General features: G+C 38.7%; 9 protein-coding genes. 5 read left to right on the forward strand and 4 right to left on the reverse strand.

Features of this window, described 5'->3' with window-relative positions; all coding sequences use genetic code 11:
- The first annotated feature begins 178 nt into the window (after positions 1-178).
- Positions 179-547: a hypothetical protein gene (locus FTV43_RS14095; protein WP_179991686.1), complete on the forward strand. Its 369-nt coding sequence runs from the start codon at positions 179-181 to the stop codon at positions 545-547.
- A 175-nt stretch (positions 548-722) separates the two neighbouring features.
- Here FTV43_RS14095 and FTV43_RS14100 read toward each other — a convergent pair whose 3' ends face one another.
- Positions 723-1307, reverse strand: coding sequence for a tRNA modification GTPase (locus FTV43_RS14100; RefSeq protein WP_179991685.1), 585 nt, complete (start codon positions 1305-1307; stop codon positions 723-725).
- 12 nt (positions 1308-1319) lie between these two features.
- Positions 1320-2429: a MobA/MobL family protein gene (locus FTV43_RS14105; protein ID WP_179991684.1), complete on the reverse strand. Its 1110-nt coding sequence runs from the start codon at positions 2427-2429 to the stop codon at positions 1320-1322.
- Positions 2430-2593: 164 nt separating this feature from the next.
- Between FTV43_RS14105 and FTV43_RS14110 the strand changes: the two genes are divergently transcribed.
- The 4 genes from FTV43_RS14110 (at position 2594) to FTV43_RS14125 (ending at position 5449) form a co-directional block, all read left to right on the forward strand.
- Positions 2594-3049 carry a conjugal transfer protein TraD gene (locus FTV43_RS14110; protein ID WP_179991683.1) on the forward strand — a complete coding sequence of 152 codons (456 nt, stop codon included), beginning with the start codon at positions 2594-2596 and terminating at the stop codon, positions 3047-3049.
- A 609-nt stretch (positions 3050-3658) separates the two neighbouring features.
- The gene (locus tag FTV43_RS14115) at positions 3659-4348 is read left to right on the forward strand and encodes a replication initiation protein (protein ID WP_179995751.1); all 690 of its coding nucleotides are present in this window, start codon (positions 3659-3661) and stop codon (positions 4346-4348) included.
- A 9-nt stretch (positions 4349-4357) separates the two neighbouring features.
- On the forward strand, positions 4358-4771 hold the full coding sequence (locus tag FTV43_RS14120; protein WP_179991690.1) for a hypothetical protein: 414 nt from the start codon (positions 4358-4360) through the stop codon (positions 4769-4771).
- A 252-nt stretch (positions 4772-5023) separates the two neighbouring features.
- Positions 5024-5449, forward strand: coding sequence for a DUF805 domain-containing protein (locus FTV43_RS14125; RefSeq protein WP_179991689.1), 426 nt, complete (start codon positions 5024-5026; stop codon positions 5447-5449).
- Between the two features lie 97 nt (positions 5450-5546).
- Here FTV43_RS14125 and FTV43_RS14130 read toward each other — a convergent pair whose 3' ends face one another.
- Both FTV43_RS14130 and FTV43_RS14135 read right to left on the reverse strand, forming a co-directional pair.
- Positions 5547-5882 carry a hypothetical protein gene (locus FTV43_RS14130; RefSeq protein WP_179991688.1) on the reverse strand — a complete coding sequence of 112 codons (336 nt, stop codon included), beginning with the start codon at positions 5880-5882 and terminating at the stop codon, positions 5547-5549.
- Between the two features lie 112 nt (positions 5883-5994).
- The gene (locus FTV43_RS14135; protein WP_179991687.1) at positions 5995-6672 is read right to left on the reverse strand and encodes a tetratricopeptide repeat protein; all 678 of its coding nucleotides are present in this window, start codon (positions 6670-6672) and stop codon (positions 5995-5997) included.
- Between the last annotated feature and the right edge of the window lie 171 nt (positions 6673-6843).

The raw sequence follows: 6843 nt of genomic DNA on the forward strand, positions 1-6843 counted from the left end.
ATTAAGGGTTTTACGCCAGAAACCCCAGAAAATTCCGTAACTAAAGACCATCTAAGTTGGATGATATTCGGGTTGATGTGAAATCTCCGAATGGAACACATACTTTAGGAACAGATGTAACACCAGTAAAAGCGGTTAATTTAATTGAAGAATGGCTAACTAAGCAAGGGTTAATGTAATGTCTAATGATAACTTAAATGAATTGTTAATGATAATTAACGAACCTAAATTTTTTGATTTTTTATTACATATAAATATTGATGACGCATTAGATAAAAGAGATGGCGATGAGTTTGAAAAACAGTGGCTAAATAGTTTTAATAAAATAAAAAATATATGTTTTCCTGACGATTGCATCGAAATAATAAATAGGATAAGAGAAGCTTCATTTAAGTTATCATTTAAAGTTTGTGGAGATAGTGATGTTTCCGCTTATATATCAGATGATTTTGAAATGATATCTAAGTGCCTGTTACTGAATGATTCTGAGGGTTGGCCTCTTAGTTACTTATTAAATAGATATTTAAAAGGTGAGTCTCCAGGGTAGTATGGTAAGTACTTGCTGGATTAAATATGCTCATATTTAATCAGTAAAAACTGAAAGATCTTTCAACCTTCCGGCTCATTAGCAGATGAATAGGTTGAATGAGGGCGAACCGCTCAAAACCCCCTCGCTACTTTGACGACTTGCACGGGAAAACGGCGTATTCAGCGCCGTTTTTTTATTGTTTGATAATCAGATAGGTGTCTTTTTTATCACCATATGACTGCCTTGTATCCACTTTCACACAAGGTTTTCCGTCACACGTGGAGATATCAGCCAGCGGGGCTTTTTTTTGCCAGACCGCTTCCATGCGCTGCATTTTTGCAATTCGGTCATAACCACTGTCGATAAAATAAAACATCCCCCAGAGACAGCCCCCCATAACAGCAACCATTGTCAGGGCGATATAAATCGCGGATTTCCACGTATAACGTGACATTTCACGTCGCATTGCACTCACGGATTCATTAGCTGCTGTAACCACCTGATTCAGCGCATTGACGGCGGGTTTCTGCTGCGCCAATCCCGTTTGTTTGAGTTCTTTTTCAACCTGAGTTAAGGCTGCATTCACCGATTGCCTGATCGTGTCGGTCATCTTACCGGAGGCACTGTCCAATTCATGGATCACCTGAGCCAATTGTGCTGTTTGGCGGCTTAATTTGGCGGATTCTGCCTGAAATTCATCAATCAACGCCGCCACACGCTTTTCCTGCGCTTGCTGATGCCCAATCAGCGCCGCAATTTTTTTAATCTCATCACTCATACAAAATTCTCTCTATCGTGAAAATGACCAGCCGTCATCCGGTTTCTGTCGCTTCTGCTCAGCGAGGCGCTGTCGTTCATTTTCCTGCTGACGCCGCTGCTCAGCCCAATACTCGCGTTCCTGCTGCTTAACCAGTTCCTGATGAATATTCTGAAACTCTGCCATCGAGTCATTAATCAAGGATTGAAGGTCAATCTCGTCTTGTATCTCACTCAAGGCATCATTGACCAGTGCGTTCAGCTTGTCAGACTCTTTTTCAAAATCAAACGTTCTGCCCTGAGTCGCATTTTGCATCACCTCGCATTTAGGTGTTTCAGTGACGTTATCGCGCTCTGCGAGGGCTTCCCGTAATGTCGTCGTGACATCAATGACGCAGTTACATTCATCACGACAGTGCTGAGCCTGTCGCTCCGCTTCTCTGCGCTCCATCAGGGCGTGTAACTGCGCTGTATTAAACTGCCTGACCTGTCCTGCGCCAAAATGTCGCTCCGGCTCACGCTCAATCCCCTGTGCTTTCAGGGAACGCGCATCAACGCGGTCAGCGTGCTGATACCGTTCAAGATACTTATTCTGTAAGTCAGCCCAGCGTTCTCGCTGGGCGATAAGGTATGCCTTGCGTTCGGTCGGCGTTTCGCCAAAACGAGATTTTTTTGCGCCGCCCCGTTCAGGGTTTTTCGTGTTAGCCCGTTTAAAATACAACTGCGGGTCACGCTCGATACCGTCATTAAGCCGTTCAGAGAACATAATATGCGCATGCGGTTGTTCACCGCCTTCAATCGCCGCTCTGGGGTTATGAATGGCAAATTGATAGGCGTGCCGGTCGCCAATTTCCTGTTGAATAAAATCACGAACAAGCTCAAGGCGTTGTGCGGGTGTCAATTCACGCGGCAGGGCAATTTCAATTTCGCGGTAGGTACAGCCGTTGGCACGTTCAAACGTGTCCGCGGCTTTCCAAAACTCGGACGGTTTATGCGCTGCCCATGCGGGCATATTGCCGGACTCTTGATGCTCAAGGTCGTTGTCTTTTTCACGGGCATATTTTCCCTCACGCGCAATATAATCGGCATGGGAAGTGGCTTTGCCTTTCCCGCCGGTTTTAACGCTGAGATGATAAGATGCCATGCTGTTTTCGCCCGCTGCAAGCGCGCACCGTTTCTGAATGAAGTGAAGAAACGTCTAAGTGCGCCCTATCAATAAAAAGATGATAGGGATTGTAGTGGAATTTGACCTGAGTTGCCAATCATGAGCATAATTATTTCATTCTAAAAGCTGCATGAGTGGTAAAGATGAAAAACGAAAAACAGGCTAAATGGGTGGCAGACAGAGTGCAAACTATCCGTGGTTTAAAATCACCGAATGAGGCACAACGCTTATTGGTGATTTTGCACGATAAAGCGGATAAAACCGCCCAAGAAATAAAAACGCTCTCATTGTTAATTCAGGCAGAGCGGGCAGCAGAAAAAGCACAGGAAGCCCGCACAAAGGTGATGAATCTTATTCAAGCAGAGAAGCGTGCAGAAGCCAAAGCGGCCCGTAAAGCGCGTGACCATGCCCTTTATCAATCGGCGGGATTACTCATTATGGCAGGGTTAGTGGACAGTCAAACGGGTAAACCGGTAGATGACCCCGCAAAACTACTGGGGGCATTAGTCAGCTTGCATGAATTATCCCGTGACAATCCCAAATGGGAAGAATGGAAATTTAAGGGGCAAGCATTACTCAATCAAAAAAAGGAAGATTAGAACAGGGTGTTAATACCCTCTAAAACGCCACAGGAAGTCCGTGGTGAGGTTTTATTGGCTCGATAATGGAATTTATCACCCAATACTGAAAACGTGGCTCAGAAGCTCAGACAGCTCCTTCCTGATTGAGCCGTGAGCGAAGCGAACCCAATGACACGGAAAAAACAGCGGCGCAGTGGCTGGATGGTCGTAGACAAAAGAAATGTTCAACGAGTTGCCCGAGCAAAGCGAGGGAGCTACTGAGGTGTTTTAGGTTTGTCTGAAAAGGAGCAAACGTTGTTTGCGACATCCTTTTAAATATTACGAAGCGTGATGTATCTGACAACTTTGGTTGAGTTATTCACAGGCATTTCCCTTTTTAACTTGTTTTTTTGTTTTTTATCTTGTTTTCGGGTAAAAAAAACTCGCTGTAATCAATAACTTACAACAACATAGATGGTGCTTTTTACGGTAATAGATGGTGCTTTTTACGGTAATAGATGGTGCTTTTTACGGTAATAGATGGTGCTTTTTACGGTAATATCCACACGCATTGATGGTGTTAAAATAAAACATACCATTAATGGTATTAGTGGTGTATATTTATTTAACACCATTAGGAGGTCTTTGATGAATAACCTAGTAGCCTACAAATCAAATGCTCTAATTGAAGCTAGTTATAAACTAACTTTGCAGGAACAGCGGGTTTTATTAATGTGTATTGGTAAGTTGAATCCCAAAGATGAGTCCCCTGAGAAAACCTTTGAGTTAACAGCCGAAGAGTTTTATCTAGCTTTTCCTAATATGGGTACAGGTAATGCAGAGAGACATTTACAAGATGCAGTAGATAAATTAGCGGAAAGATGGATACAGATACATTGGAAAAATAAAAAAGAAGAGATCCGATGGATTCAACAAAAAGCAAAATATTTTGGAGGGGAAGGTCGAATAGAGTTAACTTTTTCTGACTCAATAATGCCATACCTAACTCAGTTAAAAGGACAATTCACCAGTATTGCAGTTAAAAATGTGTCAGCTCTTAAAAGAACATATAGCATTAGGATTTATGAGCTATTAATGCAATTTAAAGCCACTGGAGATAGACTAATCAATGTTGATGATTTCCGCTCAATGATGGGAATAGATAACAAATATTCAAAATTCTCAGAGCTTAATAAGTTTGTAATAAAACCCGCCATAAAGGAATTAAATGATAAGAGTGACCTAATGGTAACGGTTGATATTGTAAAAAAAGGTCGAACAGCTAACGCGCTACATTTTCAATTTACACAAGATAATCAAATAAAAATATCAATTTGAGGATGAATAATGGCTCTGGTATCGATCAGTGAAGCTTCACGATTAACGAAAAAAAGTAGAACAACTGTTCACCGTTACATATCAAACGGAAAATTGTCCATATGTACAGATGAGAATGGAATAAAAAAGATAGATACATCAGAGCTTTTACGAGTTTTTGGCGCATTCAAGTCTGTTCATCATGAACAGAGTGACACTGTAATAAATGAACAACATGCAACACCTAACGGAACAAGTGAAACCAATAAAACAAAGCAACTAGAACAGGAAGTTGAACACCTGAGACAACTCGTTACAGCTCAACAGTCACATATAGACAGCCTAAAACAAGCAATGCTATTAATCGAATCCAAGCTGCCGACAACACCCGAACCTGTTATACCAGTACCAACAAAAAAACCGTGGCAATTCTGGAAAAAATAGCCGGTTGACGTCATTTTTACCGCGAAACCCAAACCGCCGTTTTGATAACAAATCACTAACACAAAAATGGGGCTTTTTACGGGGAGAAGATAGGGAGTTTTGAGCGGTTGAGGGGAATTTTAGGTTGAGTGCCTAAATGGCGTTACGCTTAAGCACCTTTATGTTAAATTATAGTCATTGACCAGATTTTTAAAAAATCAAATAGCAAAAATTATCATACTGAAAACCATCATCAAATTGGATAAAGACTTTATGAGTTCATTCTTTAATAGTTATTTTAATTGTTTCCGTAATTATTTTAATTTCAAAGACCGATCTTCTCGTCAGGAATACATCGCATTTATAATAATTAACCCTATACTGCTATTAATTATTGAAAGATTTACATTGATTGCATCAATATTTTATTTAATAATTTTTATTCCAGAAATAACCGTATCTATCCGTAGATTACATGATGTAAATTACTCTGGATGGTTTCTCATTACGCCATATTTATTTTTTATAATTGCATTATCATTCACCTATATAGGCGGTAATTTATTCGGAACGATAGGATTAGTAATAGGAATGCTAGGAATACTTTCCTATTTAGCACTCGCAATCTTAATGATATTTTATAAAGGTGATATTGGTCAAAACCGATTTGGTAACAACAAAGTAATCAAAAAACAATAAAACAGCAATTCAAACGTCAGATAATTTTGTCATATTTCAAACCGGTAAATTTTATTATGTTTATTCACCGGTTTGAATTGTAATAATTTAAATGGAATTATTTTTTTTCATTAATTATAATGTTAGGGAGTATGGATGGAAGGGTTTTGCAAATATCAACCCATGTCTTTTTATTCCTGACTTCCAGGACATAACGAATATCATTTGTATTAACCGTAATTAAATTACCAGTCATTACTGTTGATGAAATATCAATAGAATTGATATCACGCAAAAAACAAACAGTTCTATTTCCTTTTTTTTTCATGAAGAAAAAAGAAAACCATCCACCAAAAAGAAAGTAAATTAATGACATTTTCTGCTCATAAATTAAACTACTTTTGGTTTCATTCACATCTATCTGACTTACTAATCTAATTACTTTTTTCTTCATATTATTCTCGTTGTATATTAAACTTACAATTACTATATCATTATAACAAATACAATTAATTATTACATTCTAATAATTAATTTGAAAATTTTGTTAGCACATCATTGGGGCATTATTTTTTGTCTACTTTAGAACAGGCAAAATCAAAACCATTATCACAAGATTCCTTGAACCATAATTGACTCTCAGAAATATCTTGCTTTACACCAACTCCGTTCAAATACATATTACCAAGAGCGTATTGAGCAGATTCACTTCCTTTATTTGCGGCTTTTTTGCACCATTCAAAGGCTAAATCATCATTTTGATCAGTTCCTATACCTTTACGATAAAAACCACATAATATTGCTTGTGATGAAACATCGCCTAGTTCAGCTGCTTTTTGATAAAAATTGAAAGCCATAACCTCATCTTTTTTCACACCATATCCAACCAAATACATTTGACCTAATGAAATGATAGCTATTATGTCACCCTGATCAGCTGCCATTTTGTAAAACTTCAATGCCATTGGTTTACTAGAATTAACGCCTGTACCATAAAGATACAATGAACCTAAAATACTCTGAGCTTCTACATTACCTTGATTTGCAGCCTTTTGATACCATTCAAAAGCGATGTGCTTATCTTGCTTTACACCATCCCCCTCTGAATACATATCAGCAATTTTCATTTGAGCTAAACTATCGCCATTCTCAGCAGACTGACATAAAGAAAAATCTTTAATCCCACAATCACTAGCTAAAACGGATAATGGAAATAAAAAGAACAATAAAAACAATAACTTCATTAAAACCCCATATATGAAAACAGAAATAACTATGGAATAATATTATTAAGGGTTTTACGCCAGAAACCCCAGAAAATTCCGTAACTAAAGACCATCTAAGTTGGATGATATTCGGGTTGATGTGAAATCTCCGAATGGAACACATACTTTAGGAACAGATGTAACACCAGT

It is taken from the genome of Acinetobacter sp. YH16053, from assembly GCF_013417035.1.
Taxonomy (GTDB): domain Bacteria; phylum Pseudomonadota; class Gammaproteobacteria; order Pseudomonadales; family Moraxellaceae; genus Acinetobacter; species Acinetobacter towneri.